The organism is Acidovorax sp. GW821-FHT10E03 (assembly GCF_059415205.1).
Genome location: NZ_JBWKMU010000006.1, coordinates 81,146 through 99,325, shown reverse-complemented (window position 1 = coordinate 99,325; position 18,180 = coordinate 81,146). Strand labels below are relative to the sequence as shown.

General features: G+C 69.5%; 15 protein-coding genes. 10 read left to right on the top strand and 5 right to left on the bottom strand.

Annotation, left to right across the window (positions count from 1 at the left end; genetic code table 11):
• Window positions 1–142 precede the first annotated feature (142 nt).
• Entirely contained in the window at window positions 143–1,000 is an 858-nt protein-coding gene (locus tag AC07OD_RS12025) for a helix-turn-helix domain-containing protein (RefSeq protein WP_255591883.1), read from the top strand.
• A 127-nt stretch (window positions 1,001–1,127) separates the two neighbouring features.
• Window positions 1,128–1,472, top strand: a complete 345-nt coding sequence (locus AC07OD_RS12020; protein ID WP_218298057.1) for a VOC family protein — start codon at window positions 1,128–1,130, stop codon at window positions 1,470–1,472.
• A 157-nt stretch (window positions 1,473–1,629) separates the two neighbouring features.
• Here the strand turns inward: AC07OD_RS12020 and AC07OD_RS12015 are convergent, their stop codons facing one another.
• Both AC07OD_RS12015 and AC07OD_RS12010 read right to left on the bottom strand, forming a co-directional pair.
• Window positions 1,630–2,475, bottom strand: coding sequence for a class III extradiol dioxygenase family protein (locus AC07OD_RS12015; RefSeq protein WP_494596822.1), 846 nt, complete (start codon window positions 2,473–2,475; stop codon window positions 1,630–1,632).
• An 11-nt stretch (window positions 2,476–2,486) separates the two neighbouring features.
• Window positions 2,487–2,846, bottom strand: a complete 360-nt coding sequence (locus AC07OD_RS12010) for a protocatechuate 4,5-dioxygenase subunit alpha (protein ID WP_492806812.1) — start codon at window positions 2,844–2,846, stop codon at window positions 2,487–2,489.
• Between the two features lie 72 nt (window positions 2,847–2,918).
• Here AC07OD_RS12010 and AC07OD_RS12005 point away from each other — a divergent pair, with 72 nt between their 5' ends.
• Complete coding sequence (locus AC07OD_RS12005) at window positions 2,919–3,887, top strand: LysR family transcriptional regulator (RefSeq protein WP_494597033.1); 969 nt, start codon at window positions 2,919–2,921, stop codon at window positions 3,885–3,887.
• A 27-nt stretch (window positions 3,888–3,914) separates the two neighbouring features.
• Here the strand turns inward: AC07OD_RS12005 and AC07OD_RS12000 are convergent, their stop codons facing one another.
• Window positions 3,915–4,787, bottom strand: coding sequence for a gamma-glutamyl-gamma-aminobutyrate hydrolase family protein (locus AC07OD_RS12000; RefSeq protein ID WP_218298053.1), 873 nt, complete (start codon window positions 4,785–4,787; stop codon window positions 3,915–3,917).
• Window positions 4,788–5,084: 297 nt separating this feature from the next.
• Between AC07OD_RS12000 and AC07OD_RS11995 the strand changes: the two genes are divergently transcribed.
• The 3 genes from AC07OD_RS11995 to AC07OD_RS11985 all read left to right on the top strand — a co-directional run bounded on the left by AC07OD_RS11995 (window position 5,085) and on the right by AC07OD_RS11985 (window position 11,235).
• Window positions 5,085–8,657, top strand: a complete 3,573-nt coding sequence (locus AC07OD_RS11995) for a TonB-dependent receptor domain-containing protein (protein WP_494596820.1) — start codon at window positions 5,085–5,087, stop codon at window positions 8,655–8,657.
• Window positions 8,629–10,638 carry a CHASE2 domain-containing protein gene (locus tag AC07OD_RS11990; RefSeq protein ID WP_494596818.1) on the top strand — a complete coding sequence of 670 codons (2,010 nt, stop codon included), beginning with the start codon at window positions 8,629–8,631 and terminating at the stop codon, window positions 10,636–10,638. The genes AC07OD_RS11995 and AC07OD_RS11990 overlap by 29 nt, the downstream gene beginning before the upstream one ends.
• A gap of 246 nt (window positions 10,639–10,884) precedes the next feature.
• Entirely contained in the window at window positions 10,885–11,235 is a 351-nt protein-coding gene (locus AC07OD_RS11985) for an HPF/RaiA family ribosome-associated protein (protein ID WP_218297921.1), read from the top strand.
• Between the two features lie 212 nt (window positions 11,236–11,447).
• Here AC07OD_RS11985 and AC07OD_RS11980 read toward each other — a convergent pair whose 3' ends face one another.
• Together AC07OD_RS11980 and AC07OD_RS11975 are read right to left on the bottom strand one after the other, a co-directional pair.
• A complete protein-coding gene (locus tag AC07OD_RS11980) occupies window positions 11,448–12,413 on the bottom strand; it encodes a PDR/VanB family oxidoreductase (RefSeq protein WP_218341756.1) in 966 nt (321 codons plus the stop codon).
• A complete protein-coding gene (locus AC07OD_RS11975) occupies window positions 12,410–13,456 on the bottom strand; it encodes an aromatic ring-hydroxylating dioxygenase subunit alpha (RefSeq protein WP_218297919.1) in 1,047 nt (348 codons plus the stop codon). The genes AC07OD_RS11980 and AC07OD_RS11975 overlap by 4 nt, the downstream gene beginning before the upstream one ends.
• Before the next feature lie 288 nt (window positions 13,457–13,744).
• Between AC07OD_RS11975 and AC07OD_RS11970 the strand changes: the two genes are divergently transcribed.
• From AC07OD_RS11970 to AC07OD_RS11955, 4 genes are all read left to right on the top strand, one after another.
• Entirely contained in the window at window positions 13,745–14,524 is a 780-nt protein-coding gene (locus tag AC07OD_RS11970; protein ID WP_494596814.1) for a GntR family transcriptional regulator, read from the top strand.
• A 331-nt stretch (window positions 14,525–14,855) separates the two neighbouring features.
• Complete coding sequence (locus AC07OD_RS11965; RefSeq protein ID WP_218297918.1) at window positions 14,856–16,043, top strand: ABC transporter substrate-binding protein; 1,188 nt, start codon at window positions 14,856–14,858, stop codon at window positions 16,041–16,043.
• 267 nt (window positions 16,044–16,310) lie between these two features.
• Window positions 16,311–17,183, top strand: a complete 873-nt coding sequence (locus tag AC07OD_RS11960; protein ID WP_492254144.1) for a branched-chain amino acid ABC transporter permease — start codon at window positions 16,311–16,313, stop codon at window positions 17,181–17,183.
• Window position 17,184: 1 nt separating this feature from the next.
• Window positions 17,185–18,180: a branched-chain amino acid ABC transporter permease gene (locus AC07OD_RS11955; RefSeq protein ID WP_218297916.1), complete on the top strand. Its 996-nt coding sequence runs from the start codon at window positions 17,185–17,187 to the stop codon at window positions 18,178–18,180.

Below are 18,180 nucleotides of genomic sequence, written 5' to 3'. Positions count from 1 at the left end.
AGCCTGTGGCTGCGCGGCCTCCCGTGCCAGCACCGCCGGGGTTCGCGGGCCGCGCGGGGTCCGTGAACCCCGGCGACCTGGGGAGCCGCTGGGCGGTGTAAGGTGGCCCACCGGCGCACTTCGGCCCCGGCAGGAGGAACCCATGCCATCGCTCATCGCCTCAAGCCGGGCCATCCCCGGCCCCGGCTTGCCGGGGCTGCCCGCCGCCGCCTGTGCGATGTGGGGGTTCGAGGAATACCTGCCGCACACGGTGCGCCGCCTGGAGGTCGCGCACGCGGGCATCAAGCTGATCATCGGCTGGCACGCGGCTTACGGCGTCGGGCAGCCCGGCGGCGCCATGCAGCGGTACCAATCCCTGGTGGCGGGGCTCGGTGGTGGGCCGATGGTGACCGAGCACCTGGGAGCGCAGTCCTGCGTGGAAGTGACGCTGGCACCCTGGCTGGGCTTTCAGCTGTTCCATGGCAGTCCGGATGTGCTCTCGTGCCCGGTGGCCGCGCTGGCCGATGTGTGGGGCGGCACGGCCACGCGGCTGTCCGAGCAGTTGCACCACGCGCCGGATTGGCCCGCGCGGTTTGCCCTGGTGCAGCGGTGCCTGCAGGGGGTGCTGGGCCGGTCGCGCCACACGGCGCAGGCCCCGGTGCGGCAGGCCTGGGCATTGCTCAGCGCGCAGCGCGGCAACCTGTCCATGTCTGCCCTGTGCCGCGCCGTGGGCTGGAGCGAGCGGCATCTGGCGCTGCAGTCCCGCAACCAGCTGGGGGATACACCCAAGCGCCTGGCGCGGCGGCTGCGCTTTGGCGCGGCCCAGCAGGCCCTGGGAGAGGTCACCGGGCCTGCGGGGATGGCGGACCTGGCGGATCTGGCCGCCCGCTGCGGATATGCCGACCAGAGCCACCTGAGCCGGGAGTTCCGGCACTTTGCCGGTTGCTCGCCAGCGGCCTATCAGCGCGCAGGCTGGGCCGATGTCCCGGGCAAGCCTGCCAGCCTGGTGGAGACGGCGTAGCCGGGGGGAGAGGACGGGGCCGCGGTCCGAGGCACCGGAACCCCCCAGGTCATTTTTCTTCAAGACGGACAGGCGCAAGCAGCCCAGACTGGCGAACCTGACTTGTTTTTTTCAGATGGAGCTTCCGATGCACGCCAACGTCTCATTCCTTGAAATTGGAGCCGAAAACGCCCTGGTTTCGCAGCAGTTTTTCAGCCACCTCTTTCAATGGGCCTTCGAGCCCACGGAGAAGGAGGGCGAGGGCTGGTTTCGCAATGGGAACATGAACGTCGGCCTGCATGGCGCAGACCCTGCGCGGGCCATCACCCCCTTCTTTGAAGTGGCCGATGCGACGCAGGCGGCCCAGCGTGTGCTGGCGCTGGGAGGGACCGTGCAGCCTCCGGGGCCGCAGGAGCCCGGCTTTGGCGTGTTTCTCATGTGCACGGACCCCGGCGGGGTCCGCTTTGGCCTGCACCAGCCGGCAGGGCGTTGAAGGCGGCGGCCAGCGTTCCTTGGAACCTGTTCGAGGTCTTGGTGGCGCAGCGCGCCTTCCTTGCCTGGATGGGATGCCAGTCGCGGTGGCCGGCCGTTAACCCGCGCATCCAGAACCCCTGGGCAGGTTCTGGGCGCCTGGGCTGCCGTCCACGGTGCTACGCCGCCTCCAGCGCCATGACAGCGGTGGCGGTGTTCGAGATCGGGATGTGGTAGTTGCTGTGCACGCGGCGCACGCCCGGCGCGGCGGCGCTGAGCGCGCCGCGCATCGCCAGCCACATCAGCAGCTCCACGCCCTGGGTGCCCGTCTTCTCCACCAGCTCGTGCACGCTGAACTGCGTGGCCCATTCAGGGTTGGTGGTCAGGCTCTCGATGAACTGCAGGTCGAACGCCTTGTTGATGAAGCCCGCGCGCTCGCCGTCGAGCTGGTGGCTCAGGCCGCCGGAGGCCATCACCGCCACCTTCTTGTCGCTGTCCCAGCTCTGGATGGCCTGGCCCACGGCCTTGCCCAGCGCATAGCAGCGCTTGGCCGACGGCAGCGGGAACTGCACGGTGTTGATGCACACCGGCACCACCGTCACGGGGCAGTCGCCCTCGGGCCAGAAGAGCTTGAGCGGCAGCGTGCAGGCGTGGTCCACCAGCATCTCCTGGCAGGTGGTCACGTCGAACTCCTGGTCGATCAGCGTGTTGATGAGATGCCACGACAGGTCCACCTCGCCCGCGAATGGCGGCAGCGTGGGAATGCCCCAGCCCTCGTCGGCGTTGTGGTATTCGGCGGCGGCGCCCACGGCGAAGGTGGGCATCTTGTCCAGGAAGAAGTTCAGGCCGTGGTCGTTGTAGAACATCACGACCACATCGGGCTTGCGGGCCTGCAGCCACTGGCGGATGGGCGGAAAGCCGTCGAAGAAGGGTTTCCAGTAGGGCTCGTTCTGCAGGCCCTTGTGGATGGCGCCGCCAATGGCGGGGATGTGCGAGGTGCCGAGGCCACCGATGAGTTGTGCCATGTGATGTCTCCTTATTGGCCGGCGGCCACGAGCATGGCCTTGAATTCGTCCTTGGTCATGCCCGTCTGCTGCGCGCCGATGTCCTGCATGTCGAGCTTGAAGATGCCCGCGAACTTGGCCAGGTAGTAGGCGTTGCCGCCCGCCGCGATGAGCTGCAGCACGTTCCTGGCGCGGATGGCGGCGGCCTGCTGCGCGTTCAGGCCGTACTGCTTCATGTAGGCCTCCTCGTCCTCGGCGAAGGCCTTGCGGTTGGCCTCGTCGTTGAACGAGAAGCACATCTTGTTGAGCGCATAGCCCTTGCGGGCCTGGGCGCCGTCGAACGGCGTGGTGCCCGGGATGGGGCGCGGCGGGGTGGGTTTCGTGGTCACGATGTCTCCGTGGCTTGATGTAGGTCAGGCCGCAGTGTCGGGCGTGCATTGCGAAAGATGAAGGGGGCAAAGATCATCGAACGCATGAGCAGAATCGATGATTGGTCCGGCCTGGATGCCCACCTGCTGCAACTGCTGGTGGCGGTGCTGGAAACCGGCAGCATCACCGCCGCCGCCGCCCGCCTGGGCGTCACGCAGTCGGCGGTGAGCCACCTGCTGGGCAAGCTGCGCGCCATCACGGGCGACCCGCTGTTCGTCAAGCGGGGGCGGGGTATCGTGCCCACCGCGCGGGCCGAAAGCCTGGCGGCGCCGGCGCGCGAGCTGCTGCGCCAGATGCAGCAGTTCGCGCAGGGCTGCGCGTTCGACCCTGCCCGCTGGCGGGCCGACCTGACCCTGGCCGCCAACGATTTCCAGCGCGACCTGCTGCTGCCGCCCCTGGCCGCCCGCCTGCGCGAGGCCGCGCCCGATGTCACGCTGCGCATCGTGCCCAGCGGCGCGCCCGGCGCGGACCTGCTGCGCTCGGATGCATGCCAGCTGGCCATCACCCCGCGCCCGCCGGACGGCACCGACATCCTGCAAAAGCGCCTGTTCGAGGACCAGTACCGGGTGTTTTACGACCCTGCCGTGCGCGAGGCGCCGCGCGACGCGCAGGACTATCTCGCGGCGGCGCATGTGACGGTGGCCTATGAGGCGCACCGCGGCCTGGCGCTGGACCGCCAGCTGGCGGCCCGCGGCCTGCACCGCCGCTTCGCGGTGCGCGTGCCGGGCTTCGGGGCGCTGCCCGCCTTCGTGCGCGGCACGCCGCTGCTCACCACCGCCCCCTCGCTGCTGGGCCGCACGGCGCTCTCGGCGCTGGCCAGCGCGCCCGTGCCGGTGCCTTGCCCGCGCCTGCCGATGTACCTGGTCTGGCACGCGCGCTACCAGCAGGATGCGGCGCACCGCTGGCTGCGGGCGCAGATGGAGGATGTGGTGGGGACGGCCCTGGCCGGCGGCCTGGGCGCCGAGGTCAAGGCCGGGCAAGCCGTGCGGGCGCAGCCCGCCTGAGGCGCCGCGCCCGGGCGCGGCGTGCGCTCACTCCCGGGTCCTGTGCAGCGCCTGCCGCAGCATCCGTGTCGCCCGGTCGCGGATGCGCAGGGGGCCGCGGTGCGGCGGGGGGTTGGCCTTGGCCAGCGCACAGGCGGACAGGAAGTCGTCGAGGATGGCGGTGTCGTCCAAGGTGTCCGCGCCCACCTTGTGAAATTCCGGATGCCACTGCGTGGCGGCGATGTAGCCGCGCCCTGGCGCGGGCTTCAGGCGGATCGCTTCGGGCACGCCGTCGGGTTCGCTCAGGGCCTCGACGACAAAATCCGGCGCCACCCGCTTGATGCCCTGGTGGTGGATGCTGTTGACGCGGGCGCGGGGCGTGTCGGGATACAGCTTGGCCAGGTGCGAGTCCGGCACGATATGGATGTCGTGGAAATGCTGGTCGTACGTGGTCGCGTTGCGGTGCTCCAGCGCCCCGGGGTGCTGGGTCTGCAGGTCCTGGTAGAGCGCACCGCCAAACGCCACGTTGATCAGCTGCAGGCCCCGGCAGACGCCGAAGATGGGCTTGCGCACCTCGGCGAACGCTTTCACCACGGCCAGGTCGTACAGGTCGCGCACCCGGTCGCCCAGCCACTCCTCGCGCAGCGGTTCCTCGCCGTAGTTGCCCGGCCAGACGTCGGCGCCGCCGTGCATGACCACGCCGTCGAGCCAGTCGGCGTAGTGCGCGAGCGTCACGTCGCCGCGCGCCGTCTCGCCCGTGGGACAGGGCACCATCACGACCATCGCGCCGGCGGACATGAGCCAGTGCGCGATGGACTGCTCGACATACTGCAGCGTCTTGCCGGTGAAAAGCGGGCGGGTGGGGTCGGCATGCTGGAAACAGGCGGACAGACCAATCTTGAGGCGGCGGGAAGCGGGCATGGTGGAGGGCTCCGGGCAGTACGCAAATGGTGTGCACCCGGTGCGATGCAAGGGGTATGCCAATTTGTAGCACCGACCCCGCACGGCGTCTGTAGGAAGGGGCCGTGCGGGGTGGTGCGCGATCCCCGGGCCCTGACTTGATGCTGCGAAATGTGGCTTTCTTCATGAAAATGCAAGCGCATGCAGCGTGAAGGCGGGGGGCTGCGGGGCCGGGGCTCGTGATAATTTCTGCACGCCGGGCGCCAGGGAGGTTGCGCCCGGCGGGTGCCATTCCAGCCTTCCCCGAAAGTCCACGACATGCCCCACAAGAAGAATTGCCTGCCCGCCCTCACGGCGCTGGCCGCGTTGACCGCCCTGGCCTGGCCGCTCTCCGGCCACGCGGCCGTGCCCGCGGGCGCGGCCGCGGAGATCATCAGCCTGCAGGGTACGGGCGACCAGCGCGCCGCGGCCGCCGCCGACTGGCAGCCCGCCCGCCCCGCCCAGGCCCTGGCCACGGGCGACTTCGTGCGCACGCGCCAGGCCGCCAAGATGGCCCTGCTGTTCGCCGACGACACGCAGCTGCGCCTGCACCAGAACACCGTGCTGCAGGTCAAGGGCGTGGCCACGCCGGCCCAGCCCGTGACCACCCTGCTGCTCAACGCCGGGCGCGCGTGGACGCAGACGCGCCGGGCCGATGGCAGCCGGCTGAACCTGGAGACGCCGGCCGCCACCGCCGCGATCCGCGGCACGGACTGGGACCTCGCCGTGGAGGACGATGGCCGCACGCTGCTCACGGTGCTGTCGGGCACGGTGGAGTTCTCCAATGCGCAGGGCCAGGTCTCGGTGGGCGCCAACGAGGCCGCCATCGCCGAGGTGGGCAAGGCCCCGGTCAAGCTCGTGCTGAGCCAGCCGCGCGACCGCATCCAGTGGGTGAACGCCCTGCGCGCCGACCCCGTGCCGCACCTCGCCGCCGAGCCCGTGCCGCCGCCGCTCGCGCCGGTGCGCGCCGCGCTGGCCGCCCGCGATCTGGCCACCGCCCGCGCCGCGCTGGCGCAGGCGCGGGGCCAGGCGCCCGCACCGTGGGCGGCGGTGATGGACGCCGCCATCGCGCTGCAGTCCGGCGAGGTGCTGGCCGCCCGCGAACTGCTGGCGCGCCAGCTCGCCGCCGCCGCGCCGGCCGCCGCCCCGCTGCCCGCGTGGCTGATGCAGTCGGACCTGCAGCTCATGGACGGCGATGGTGCCGCCGCCGCGCAGACCCTGCGCACGGCGTTGCAGCACTGGCCCGCGCACCCCGCGCTGGTGGCCCAGCTGGCCCGGGTGCAGATGCTGAGCGACCGCGTGGAGGACGCCACGGCCACGCTGGCCCCGGCGCAGGGCACCGCGCACGCGGAGATCGCCCTGGTGCGCGCCGAGCTGGCCCGCCGCCGGGGCGATGCGCCCGCCACGCTGGCGGCCTACACCGAGGCCACGCGGCTGGCCGGGGGCGACGCGCGCGGCTGGCAGGGCCTGGGCAGCGCGCACACGGAGCGCGAGGACTCCGGCCCGGCCCGCGCCAGCCTGAAGCAGGCCCTGGCGCTCGCGCCGCAGAGCCCGGGCGCCTGGGGCGAACTGGGCACGCTGGAGATCTTCGCCAACCAGTTCACGGAGGCGGGCCAGGCATTCAACACGGCGCTCGGCGAGAACCCGGCGGACTATGTGGCGCTCACGGGGCAGGGGCTGCTGCACCTCAAGCAGGGCCAGCCGCAGGCCGCGCTCGACGTGTTCCTGCGCGCCGGGGTGATGGAGCCCCGCTACGCGCGCGCCAAGACCTGGACGGCCGTGGCGTACTACCAGCTCGGCCGCCACCAGGATGCCCTGGCCACGCTGCACCAGGCCAGCGCCCTGGACGACAAGGACCCCGTCCCGTACATGCTGCTCGCGCAGATCCACACCGACCTGTTCCAGCCTGGCGAGGCCGTGGAGGCGGCCCGCGCCGCCGTCGAACGCATGCCCTATCTCAAGTCCCTCAACCAGGTGGCCAATGACCAGAAGGGCAGCGCCAACCTGGGCGCCTCGCTCGCGTTCTTCGGCATGGAGGACTGGGCGCTGGAGCTGGCGCAGCAGAGCTTCTACCCGTACTGGGGCGGCAGCCACCTGTTCCTGGCGGACCGCTACCCGGGCGAGTTCAACAAGAACTCGGCGCTGTTCCAGGGCTTCCTCACGGACCCGATGGCGTTTGGCGCGAGCCAGCGGTATTCGTCGCTGCTGCAGCAGCCGGGCGCGCACGGGGCCGTGGGGGTGACGCTGGACAAGGACCTGTACCGCATGCGGGCGCCCGCGGTCACCCTCAACGGCATGGACAATACCCACGTGCCCGTGTCGTGGTTCTTCAAGGCGCAGTCGGCCAATGCCAGCGAGTTTCCGTTCGATCTGCAGGTCAACGATGCCCCGGCCGTGCGGGGCGGCTATGGCGACGTGCGCGCACGCGCGGTCACGGTGGGCGCAGGCATGCAGCCCACCGAGCGCATCAACCTGTTTGCCTATGTGAACCAGTTCGACATGCGCCTGCGCAGCCAGAACCTGTTCGAGACCTCCATGGACAACAAGAGCACCCAGGGCGCCCTGGGCATGTCCTACCGCTGGGGGCCGACCGAGCAGACCTGGATCAAGCTGGGGCGCAGCGTGGAGGACATCCTGCTGCTGCGCTACCCCACGCTGTATCTGCAGCCGCCCTTCGTGAGCCTGATGGGCGTGAGCAGCGAACCCAAGAAACAGTTCACCGACCTGCAACTGCGCCATACGGTGGACACCGCGCCCGGCAGCCGCTGGAGCGTGGCGCTGGAGCACGTGCGCGAACGCCAGAACAACCTGATCGGGGGCGAGGCGGCCGTGGGCGCCAACATCCCGGGCGTAGGCGAGTACCGCGACTACCTGCTGGTGGGCGGGTACAACCGCGTGGACCGGCGCTACACCGCCCTGACCCTGGCCACGACCCAGCGCCTGGACCCCGCGCTGAACCTGGATGCGGCGCTGGGCCTGCAGCAGATACGCCACCGCGTCGATGGCCTGACGCAGAGCTACCTGGTGAATCTGGACCACTTCAGCGAGGAGGAGGCGCGCCGCGCCGAGATGGAACGCGTGGTCACGCCGCGCGTCGGCCTCGTCTGGCAGCCAGCGCAGGGCACCACGGTGCGCATGGCCTACCAGGATTGGCTGCGCCCGCTCAGCGTATCGACGCTCACCAGCGTGGAAACGGCGGGGATTCCCGTCGAGGACCGTCTGGTCGAGGCCGGCGGCCGCCACAAGCGCACCGTGGCGCAGGTGGGCCTGGAGCTGGGTGCCAGCACCTTCCTGAGCCTGCGCGCGGACCACCTGCGCGTGCGCAACCCCGGCACCGTGGGCGTGGACCTGCGCACGCCCAGCCTGCCGTTCCTCGAAGAAATGCGCAACGCGCAGCTCGTCAACCTCTCGACCACCGACCTGCTGGAAGACACGCCCAGCTTCGACTCCGGCACGCTCAAGACCCTGGGCGCGGGCCTCAACCACATGTTCAGCCGGCGCTGGTCGGGCTATGCCAAGTACCTCTACCAGGGCAGCGAAAGCCGCAGCCACGACGCGGACGTGCCCGTAGGCCGCATCCCCTACATCCCGCGCCACACGCTGGCGGTGGGCGCCACCTGGGCCAGCCCGCAGCGGCTGTACCTGAGCGGCCGCGCGGTGTACCGGTCGGAGCGCTTCGAGGACAAGGAGAACCTCACGCGCATCGCGCCGGGCTGGGGCGTGGACCTCATGGGATTCTGGGAATCGCAGGACAAGCACTGGGTCGTGGGTGTGGCCGCCATGAACCTGTGGGCGCCGAAGTCGGACCGCAGGAAGACCCGCTATGTCCTGGACGCGCGCTACCGCTTCTGAGCCTGCCGCGCCCACCGCGCGGCGCCGGCAGCGGCTGCTGTCGCTGGGGGCCTGCGCGCTGGCGCTGCTGCTGGTGGGCGCCGCCACGCTCAGCCGCCCGTGGCACGCGCTGGAGTTCAAGACCTTCGACGTGCTCACGGCCCTGGCCGCGCCGCAGCGCCCGGGCCTGCCCGTGGTGATCCTGGCGATCGACGAACCCACCTTCCAGGAACTGCAGCAGACCTGGCCGTTCCCGCGCGGCATGCATGCGGCCCTGCTGCGGCGCCTGCACGCGGAGGGCGCCGCCGCCGTGGGCCTGGACATCGTGTTCGCCGACCCGTCCACCGAGGCGCAAGACGCCGCCCTGGCGCGCAGCATCGCCGAGACAGGCCCCGTGGTCCTGGCCGCCACCCGCGAGAAGATCGACAGCGCCAACGCCGCGCTGTGGATGGACGTTCTCCCGCTGCAGCGTTTTCTGGACGCCGGTGCCGATGCGGGCGATGCCGGCGTGGAGCCGGACGACGACTTCGTGGTGCGCCGCGCCCCGGTGGCGCGCGAGAGTTTTGCGCTGCGCCTGGCGCAGCGCGCGGCCGAGGCGCGCGGCCAGATGCCGGTGCTGCGCCACTTCGACTGGATTGGCTACCGGGGCCCGCGTGGCACCTTTGACACGCGCTCGTACTACCAGGCGCTGGAGCCGGGCCTGCTGCCCGCGGGCTTCTTCAAAGGCAAGATCGTGCTGGTGGGGCGCTCGGCGCGCACGGCCACCGAGCTCACGCGCTCGCAGGCCGATCTCTTCAATTCGCCGTTTGGCACGGCGGGGGGCGAGCGGCTGTTCCCGGGGGTGGAGCTGCAGGCCACGCTGGTGGACAACTTCCTGTCCGGCGGCGGGCTGCGCAGCGTTTCGGAGGGCTGGACGCTCGCGCTCACCGCCTTGCTGGTACCCGTGCTGCTGTGGGGCAGCCGCCGCCTGCACCCTGCGGGCGCGGCGGCGCTCACGGGGGCGCTGGTGGTGGCGATGGGGGCCGTGTCGTGGTGGCTGTTCGCCGGTTTTCGCCTCTGGTGGCCGCCGCTGCTGCCCGCCGCGGCCGCGGTGGCCGTCTATGGCGCGGCCGCGCTCGTGGGCTTTGCCATCGTGCGCCAGCGGGCCCGCCAGACGCGGGCGATGTTCGCGCAGTACGTGCCCCCCGCCGTGGTCTCGCGCCTCATCGCGCAGCCCGGGCTGATGCGCCTGGGCGGCGAGGCGCGCGAGGTGACGCTGATGTTCACCGACCTGGCCAACTTCACCACCTTGTCCGAGCAGCTGAGCGCGGAGCAGACCGTGGAGGTCCTCACCGGCTATTTCAACGCGATGACGCCCATCGTGCATGCCAGCGGCGGCACGGTGGACAAGTTCATCGGCGATGCCGTGATGGCGTTCTGGGGCGCGCCGCTGGACGACCCGCAGCATGCCGCGCATGCGGTGCAGGCGGCCATCGCCATGCAGCAGGCGATGCAGGCGCTGGTGGCCGACCTCGTGGCGCGGGGGCTGCCGCCCATCCACATGCGCATCGGCCTGCACACGGGGCGGGTGGTCGTGGGCAACGTCGGGTCGGAACAGCGCTTTTCGTACACCGCGATCGGCGACGCGGTGAACCTCGCGGCCCGGCTGGAGGGCGCCAACAAGGCGTTTGGCACGGGCATCCTGCTGTCGGCCGCCACGGCCGCGCAGTTGCCCGCCTCGGTGGCGCTGCGCGCGCTGGACGATGTGATCGTCAAGGGCAAGACCGAGTCGGTGCGCGTGTTCACGCCCTGCGACGATGCCGTGGTGCGCGATGCCAGCCTGGCGGCGCTGGGCGCCTTCCATGCGCGCGACTGGGAGCGCGCCAATGGCCATCTGGCGCAGGTGCTGGCGCGCGTGCCCGGCGATGCGGCGGCGCTGCGCCTGCAGGAGCGCGTGGCCGTGGCGCGCGCCTTGCCCGCTGGCGGCGACTGGTCGCCCGCCGTGGCGCTGGACAAGTTGTGAGGATGTTTTGACATGTATTCACCGGGGACATGGCCCGCGGTGCCATCATGGGGTCGGGAGCCTGTCTGACCTGGAGCGTCGAAGCGAAGATTGGCCCCGGCGAGGATGGTTTTTGCTGGATTTGCAGCCCCATGGCCGAGCCATGGGGCCAAAGACGGTAAAAAAATGGACCGCTGTGGCCAATCCGCAGCCGACGACTCCCAGTCAGACAGGTTTCTCAAGCAACGTCATCTGAAAGGAACCCCGATGCAAGTACACGTCAACACAGACGACCACATCCACGGCGGCGAGTCGCTCGCGCAGTGGATCACGGATGAATCCAGAAGCCGCCTGTCGCGCTTTCAGGATCACGTCACGCGGCTGGAGGTGTTTCTGTCGGACCTGGATGCGGGCAAGTCCGGCGCCAACGACAAGCGCTGCCGCATCGAAGCGCGCGTGACGGGTCGCCAGCCCATCACCGTGACCGACGAAGCCGACAAGATGGCCAACGCCTTCATCGGTGCCGCCGACAAGCTGGGCCGCGCCCTCGATACCGACCTGGGCCGGGCCAAGGACCGCCACGGCCGCGACACCATCCGGACGGCGGTGGAAGAGTAGTTTTGAATGAAATTGGCCGCCAGCGCTTGATGGATAAGCGCTGGCAGCTATAAATTCAGGAGCTTTTCCAGGAGCCTGGTGTTTGTCCTGGAGCGGGTGCATGAGCTGGGCGTGCCCCCCGCGAGGCCCGCCAAGCAACAACCGCCCCGCTTCGGGGGCTCCGTCCCCCTTCAGGAGGACGGCGCCACGGGCGACTCAGGGGGCGGTCAACTTCACAGATCCAGCACCAGCAGCTTGCTGCGCGCGCGCGAGCAACAGGGCATGAACTGCTCGTTGCCCGCTTTTTCTTCGTCGGTGAGGTACATGTCCCGGTGGTCCACCTCGCCCTCCAGCACGCGCGTGAGGCAGGTGCCGCACACGCCCTGCTCGCACGAGGTCAGGATGTCGATGCCTTCGCTGCGCAGGGCCTCCACCACCGACACATCGCAGGCAATGCGGTAGACCTTGCCGGTGCTGGCAATGCGCACGTCGAAGTCCTGATCGCCCGAGGTGTCCTGCGCGGGGGCGCCAAAGTATTCGAGGTGGATATGGTCCTGCGGCCAGCCCAGGGCCTTGGCGGTGCTCACCACGTGGTCGATGAAGCCCGGGGGGCCGCACACATACAGGCGCTTGTCGGGCCCGGGTCCGGCCAGCGCCGCGGGCAGGTCGAGCTTCTGGCCGGGAGCGCCCGCATCGAAGTGGAACTGCGTGTGCGGCGCCATGGCCGAGGCGGCGATCTCGCCGGCGAACGCCGTGCGTTCGGCCGAGCGGGTGCAGTAGTGCAGCGTGAAGTCGGCGCCCGTGTGCGCCAGCCGGTCGGCCATGCACAGCAGCGGCGTCACGCCGATGCCGCCCGCCAGGAGCAGCGTGCGCTGCGCCGGGTGCAGCGCGAAGTGGTTGCGTGGCGTGCTGATGGTGATCACGTCGCCCTCGTGCACGCTGTCGTGCATGGCAACCGAGCCGCCGCGCGAAGCGGGGTCGCGCAGCACCGCGATGCGGTAGCGGTGCGATTCGTGCGAGGCGTTGCACAGCGAGTACTGCCGGGTCAGCCCCCCGGGCAGGTGCACGTCGATGTGCGAGCCCGCGCTGAAAGGGGGCAGCGCCGCGCCGTCCACGCGCGCCAGCTCGAAGCTGGCGATGCCTTCGGCCTCGGCCCGCTTGCTGGCCACGCGGACCTGCAGGGTCTCCTGGGCGGTCATGCCGGCTGCTCCGCGGGCGCGCGTTCGGCCGCCAGGGCGCGGTCCAGCACCTTGCGCGATTGCACGCCGCCCGCGTCGATGTTGAGCATGAGCAGCTTGCGCTCGGGGTAGCGCAGCAGGTTCTGTTGCTGCAGCTCCAGCATTTCCTGGTCTTCGGCAAAGATCTTGCCCTGGCCCTCGCGGATCTGCGTGGTGAGCGACGGGTCCTGCGGCTTGAAGTTGCGCGCCATGCCCCAGAAGTAGTGGATGGAGGTCTCGGTCTCGGGCGTGATGAAGTCCACCACGATGCTCGACGCCTTCTTGTCGGCCGGCGCGTCGTAGCCACCGTGGCCGGCCAGCGCCACGCCCACTTCGATCAGCACGTGGCTCGGTGGCGTGAAGTGGCAGATCTGCCAGCGGTCCACGGGCTGGTCGTCGGGCAGGCCGTTCATGCGCAGCGCCATCTTCCAGAACGGCGGGGCTTCGATGCCTTCCATGAAGCGGCTGGTGATGACCTCGTCGCCCTCCACGCGGGTCTTGCAGGGCACCTCGTCGATTTCCTTTTGCCCGATGCTGGTGGCATGCACGTAGGTCTCGTGCGTGAGGTCCATCAGGTTGTCGATCATCAGGCGGTAGTCGCAGGCGATGTGGTACAGCCCGCCGCCATAGGCCCATTCGGGGTTGTCGGCCCAGGGCAGGTGGTGGATGGTGGCCGGGTCCGCCTGGGCCGCGTCGCCGGGCCACACCCAGATGAAGCCGTAGCGCTCCACCACCGGAAAGCTGCGCGCCTTGGGAAACCCCTGCACGCGCTGGCCGGGCATGGACACCGACTTGCCCGTGCATTCCACCCGCAGGCCGTGGTAGCCGCATTGCAGGTGGCCGTCGCACACGGTGCCCAGCGACAGCGGCGCGCCCCGGTGGGGGCAGAAGTCGTCGAGCGCGGCGACCTGGTCGGGCGCGGGGCGGTAGAACACGATCTTCTCGCCGCAGATGGTGCGGCCCAGGGGCTTGTCCGCGATTTCGTCGGGTGTGCAGGCGACGTACCAGGCGTTCTTGGGATACATGGCGGTTTGTCTCTTTCTGTGGGGGTCGTGGGGCCCGGGGCGGCACGGCCGCAAAGCCTGGGCGCTGGTCCGAATTGTGCGAAATGCCGGCGGCGCTGTATACATAAAAATCAACGAAATCAGCTATCGCACATTGGCATGGCCTATAAGCTGTTGTTTTGATTGATTTTGCTGGGCGTGTTGTGAATCCAGGGGGGAATTTTTGTATACATTGAGGGGCGCCACATGGCGCCTCTGTCTGTGTATTTCTTCGCCGGCCTGCGCAAGGCCGGGCGTGGAGTTCCCCCCATGAATCTGAACGACGACCCCTTGACCGCTTCCGGTCCTTCCCCCGTGGCTGACGCGGGCGCCTCCCAGGCCGTGAAGGCGCAGTTGCGGCTGCGCGAGATGATCCTGGCGGGCGAGCTGCCGGGCGGTGCGCGCATCGCCGAACTGACGCTCGTGGAAAAACTGGGGGTGTCGCGCACGCCCATCCGCGCGGCGCTGATGCGGCTGGAGCAGGAAGGGCTTTTGCACCGGCTGCCCGGGGGCGGGTATGCGGTGCGCACCTTCTCCGAGACGGATGTCGCCGATGCCATCGAATTGCGCGGCACCATGGAAGGGCTGGCCGCGCGCCTGGCCGCCGAGCGCGGCGTGGAGGCCACCGTGCTGGCCCAGGCCCACGCCTGCCTGGACGACATCGATGCCGCCCTGGTCCCGCGCACGCTGGACGACGAGGGCTTCGCGCGCTACGTGGAGCTCAACGCGCGTTTTCACCTGCTGCTCAGCCGCATGGTGGGCAGCGATGTCATTGCGCGCGAGCTGGACCGCGTCAAGGGCCTGCCCTTCGCGTCGCCCTCGGCCTTCGTGGTGGTCCAGACGCATTCGCACGCGGCGCGCGACATGCTGGTGGTGGCGCAGGACCAGCACCGCCAGGCCCTGGATGCCATCGAACGCCGCGAGGGCGCGCGGGCGGAGGCCATCATGCGCGAACACTCGCGCGTCACCCGGCGCAACCTGCTGGCGGCCGTGCAGGCGGCGCAGGTGCAGGGGCTGCCGGGGGTGGGGCTCATCCGCGAGCGCGGGTGATTCTTGGGCGGAAAAATGGGGTTCGGGGCATATGTGGAAAGCGCCAGCAGCTATCTTTTTGATACTGCGGCGATGTGGACTTTTGCCGGCCCTCCAGGGTGCCGCGCATGAAGCAGGCGGGCGCGGCCCCGGCGAGTCCGGGTTGGCCCCAGCCCGTGGCTGCCCTCTGCGCCCGAAGGACAGGGTGCCGCCCCAGGGCACCCAGCGGAAGGCTTAGTTATCCCATTTGGCGATATCTAAAAGTCGGAAATCCCACTTGTGAAATGACGCCCCACGCTCCAAACTCCGGCCAGCAGTTGCTGTATACAACGACATTCCACAGGAGACAACGATGCAAAAACGCCACCTTCTTCGCGCCTCGGCCGCTGCCGCCCTGGCTTTGTCCGCAGGCCTCCTGGCCGCCGTGCCCGCGTCGGCGCAGGACAACGTCTTCAAGATCGGCCTCATCCTGCCCATGACAGGCCAGCAGGCCACCACGGGGCGCCAGATCGAGGCCGCCGCCAAGCTCTACATGGCGCAGAACGGCGACACCGTGGCCGGCAAGAAGGTGCAGCTCATCATCAAGGACGACACCAGCCTGCCCGACGTGACGCGCCGCCTGGCCCAGGAACTGGTGGTGAACGAGAAGGTGAACGTGCTCGCCGGCATGGGCATCACGCCGTCGGCCATGGCCACGGCGCCGCTGGCCACGCAGTCCAAGACCCCGCTGGTGGTGATGGCGGCCGCCACGTCGAGCATCACCGAGGCATCGCCCTACGTGGTGCGCAGCAGCTTCACGCTGCCCCAGGTGTCGGTCGCCCTGGCCGACTGGGCGCCCAAGAACGGCATCAAGAAGGTGGTGACGCTGGTGAGCGACTATGGCCCCGGCATCGACGCCGAGAAGTACTTCAACCAGCGCCTCACGTTCAACGGCGGCCAGGTGACCGAGGCCCTGCGCGTGCCGCTGCGCAACCCCGACTTCGCGCCCTTCCTGCAGAAGGTGCGCGACGCCAAGCCCGACGCGCTGTTCGTGTTCGTGCCCTCGGGCGCGGGCGCCGCGGTGATGAAGCAGTTCCTGGAACGCGGCATGGACAAGGCCGGCATCAAGCTCATCGCCACTGGCGACGTGACCGATGACGACCAGCTCAACGACATGGGCGACGGCGCCCTGGGCGTGGTCACCTCGCACCACTACTCGGCCGCGCACCCCTCGCCGCTGAACAAGAAGTTCGTGGATGCCTTCGAGAAGGCCAACAAGGGCCTGCGCCCCAACTTCATGGCCGTGGGCGGCTACGACGGCATGCGCGTGATCTACGAAGCGCTGCGCACCACCAAGGGCGCGGGTGGTGGCGACGCGCTGCTGGCCGCCATGAAGGGCCAGGTTTTTGAAAGCCCGCGCGGCCCGGTGTTCATCGACGCGCAGACCCGCGACATCGTGCAGAACGTGTACCTGCGCAAGGTGGAGCGCGTGAATGGGCAGCTGTACAACGTGGAGTTCGATGTGATCAAGGATGTGAAGGACCCCGGAAAAACCAAGTAACCCCGGGATAGGAAGCCCCCCTGAGTCGCTTCGCGCCTTCCCCCGGAGGGGGACGCCACCCGTGGCCTGGCGAAGCCAGTTCCACGGTGGCACTGGCCTGGGGCGCGCCGGTTGTTGCGGGCGGGGGCGGTTTTCCATCCGGTGTGGGGCGTGCCAGTTTTTGGGGTCGGTGGCCCTCTTTCCTCCACCCGTTCGGGCTGAGCATGTCGAAGCCAGGGCGCCGTGCACGAGCCCATGACTCTTGTTCGTCTTCATTGAAGTGATTTCATGCTGACCATTCTTTTCGACGGCGTGGCCTACGGGATGCTGCTGTTCATCCTGGCGGTGGGTCTGGCCGTGACCATGGGGTTGATGAACTTCATCAACCTGGCGCACGGGGCCTTTGCCATGGCGGGCGGGTACATCACGGTGCTGCTGATGCAGCGGCTGGGCGTGCCGTTTCTGGTGTGCCTGCCTCTGGCCTTTGTCGGCACGGCGTTGCTGGGGGCGGTGCTGGAGCGCACGCTGTACCGGCCGCTCTACAACAAGGCGCACCTGGACCAGGTGCTGTTCTCCATCGGGCTGGTCTTCATGGCCGTGGCCAGCGTGGACTACTTTGTGGGCTCCACCCAGCAGATCATGCAGCTGCCCGAATGGCTCAAGGGCCGCACCGAGATCGGCAGCGGCGCCTTCATGCTGGGCATGGGGCACTACCGGCTGTTCATCATCGCGGTGTGCGCGGCGCTCACGGTAGGGCTGCAGTACGTGCTGACCAAGACACGCTTCGGCAGCCGCCTGCGCGCCAGCGTGGACGACCAGCGCGTGGCCGCCGGCATGGGCATCAACGTGAACATCGTGTTTTTGTCCACCTTCGCGTTTGGCTCGGGCCTGGCGGGGCTGGGCGGTGCGCTGGGCGCCGAGGTGCTGGGGCTCGATCCGAGCTTCCCGCTCAAGTTCATGATCTACTTTTTGATCGTGGTGGCGGTGGGCGGCACCTCGTCCATCACCGGCCCGCTGCTGGCCGCGCTGCTGCTGGGCATCGCCGACGTGGCGGGCAAGTACTACATCCCCAAGCTGGGTGCCTTCATCGTGTACAGCCTCATGATCGTGATTTTGATCTGGCGGCCCCAGGGCCTGTTTGTCCGCAAGGGAGGGAAATGAGATGAACGCTCAGACCTCCATCCTCTTGAAGGCCCGGCGCTTTCGCTGGTGGGAACCCATCTTCTGGATCCTGGCCTTCGTGGCGCCGCTGGCGCTGCCCAGCCATGCGCTCATCATCAACGAGATCGCCATCGTGGCGCTGTTCGCCCTGTCGCTGGACCTGATCCTGGGCTACACCGGCATCGTGTCGTTGGGCCATGCGGCCTTCTTCGGCCTGGGCGGCTATGCGGCGGCGCTGTTCGCCAAGCACGTGATGCCCGACCCGCTGGTGGGCTTGGCGGTGGGCATCGCGGCGGCCACGGTGCTGGGGGCGGTGGCCTCGCTCACCATCATGCGCGGCACCGACCTCACGCGGCTCATGGTCACGCTGGGCGTGGGCCTCATCATGCTGGAGCTGGCCAACAAGCTCGACTGGCTGACCGGCGGCGCCGACGGCCTGCAGGGCGTGGTGATGGGCCCGGTGCTCGGCCAGTTCGAGTTCGACCTGTACGGGCGCACGGCGGCGTGGTATTCGCTCACCGTGCTGCTGGTGTTCTTCCTCATCGCGCGGCGCATCGTGCAGTCGCCGTTCGGCGCCACGCTCAAGGCCATCCGCGACAACCGGCTGCGCGCCATGGCCATCGGCATCCCCGTCACGGCCAAGCTGGCGCAGGTGTACACGCTGGCCGCCGCACTGGCGGGCGCCGCGGGCGCGCTGCTCACGCAGACCACGGGCTTTGCGTCGCTGGACCTGTTCGAGTTCCACCGCTCGGCCGACGTGATGCTGATCCTCGTGATCGGCGGCGTGGGCTGGCTCTACGGCGGCATCCTGGGCGCCGTGGGCTTCAAGCTGCTGCAGGACGTGATCTCCTCCGTCACACCGCAGTACTGGACGTTCTGGATCGGCCTGTTCCTCGTGGTGCTGGTGCTGGTCGGGCGCGACCGCCTGTTCCGCCCCTGGACCTGGTTCCGCGCCGGGCGCAAGCCCGGCGCCAGCTCCAGCGCGGGAGGCCATTGA